We start from the raw sequence: 1,453 nt of genomic DNA on the forward strand, positions 1-1,453 counted from the left end.
TTTTTTGTTGCACTATATTTTACAATTTATCAAAATTAAAAGAATATGAAAAATGAATAAGTTATAAAACTGAACGGAAAGTTCGATTTCTTCTTAGTAAAGGAAAAAGTATGTTTAGGAGAAGTTACAAAAGAAATATTCCTCTTATGGCAGGAGTGGAATTCTTAGGATTTTTAGGTATTACGAGTTTTTGGATTTTATTCCTCAGTCAAAATGGTATGTCTTTACTGCAAATTGGGCTGTTAGAGAGTATTTTTCATGCAACAGGCATCATTTTTGAAATTCCGTCAGGCATGTTGGCAGATCGATTTTCTTATAAGACCAATCTGTACGTAAGCCGCTTGACTAGCATTTTATCATCTATTTTAATGTTGACAGGGCAAGGGGATTTTTGGATATATGCAATGGCAATGATAATCAATGCTTTGTCTTATAACTTTGATTCAGGAACGAGCTCTGCACTGCTATATGACTCTGCTGTAGAAGCTGGTTTAAAAGACCGTTATTTGAAAATATCAAGTTTGATGTCAGGTGTTTCTGAGGCAGCAATCTCTTTAGGAACGGTACTAGCGGGGTTATTTGTACATGGATATTTGTATATTACCTATTATATCATGATTGCGGTTTCTATTATTGTTTTAATTCTGATTTGGTTGATAAAAGAACCAACAATGAAAAAGAAAAATGACGAAGTGTTGACGATGAAAAAAATTATCTTGATTGTGAGAGAAGAGATGAAAAATAATCCCAGTCTTTTTACATGGATGATGATTTTCCAATTCGTTGGAACAATGATGTGTATGTTTTATTTTTACTATCAAAAACAATTACCAGATTTAGCTGGATGGCAAATTTCGACAGTTATGTTAATTGGCAGCGTCTTAAATATTTTGGCAGTTTCTATCGCCAGTAAGATTGGGAAAACATGGCATTCTTTTCGGATTTTTCCAGTAGTTGTCAGTTTAACAGGGGGAGCTTATATTCTGTCGTTTTTGGAAACTCCATTTATGTATATCCTTGTTTATTTAGCGACAAATGCTTTGTATGCCATGTATCAACCGATTTTTTACAATGATTTGCAACAGTATTTACCAAACTCAGTCAGAGCGACCATGTTAAGCGTTACTTCAATGATGTTCAGTTTAAGCATGATTATCATTTTTCCGATTGTTGGTTGGCTGATTGACAGTTTTGGCTTTGATCAGACTTTTATTGGATTAGGGCTAGTTCTTATCTTGCTAACGCCGCTTTTAGTGATTGTTTTTCAAATGATTCGTAAACAATTGAAATCAATCAAAAATTAGTCCATTATTTAATATCTACAGAAGTGATTTATATCTAATTTTTAATGAATACAATCAGTTGTTGCTGCTTATGATAAAAACAGCAAATATAAGGAAAATTATATACTTATTTTTTGCCCTGTTGTAAAATGAAGTGCAACACAGAAGAC

At 32.6% G+C, this 1,453-nt stretch carries 1 protein-coding gene; it reads left to right on the forward strand.

Features of this window, described 5'->3' with window-relative positions:
* Positions 1 to 110 precede the first annotated feature (110 nt).
* Positions 111 to 1,304 (forward strand): MFS transporter, encoded by a 1,194-nt coding sequence (locus HMPREF3249_RS02550; RefSeq protein ID WP_070496645.1) that lies wholly within the window; start codon positions 111 to 113, stop codon positions 1,302 to 1,304.
* Positions 1,305 to 1,453: the final 149 nt, after the last annotated feature.

It is taken from the genome of Streptococcus sp. HMSC36C04 (assembly GCF_001839535.1).
GTDB lineage: Bacteria > Bacillota > Bacilli > Lactobacillales > Streptococcaceae > Streptococcus > Streptococcus hominis.

Excerpts from the sequence above, each read along its gene's own strand:
- HMPREF3249_RS02550 (WP_070496645.1), top strand. The coding sequence starts at position 111 with ATGTTTAGGAGAAGTTACAAAAGAAATATTCCTCTTATGGCAGGAGTG.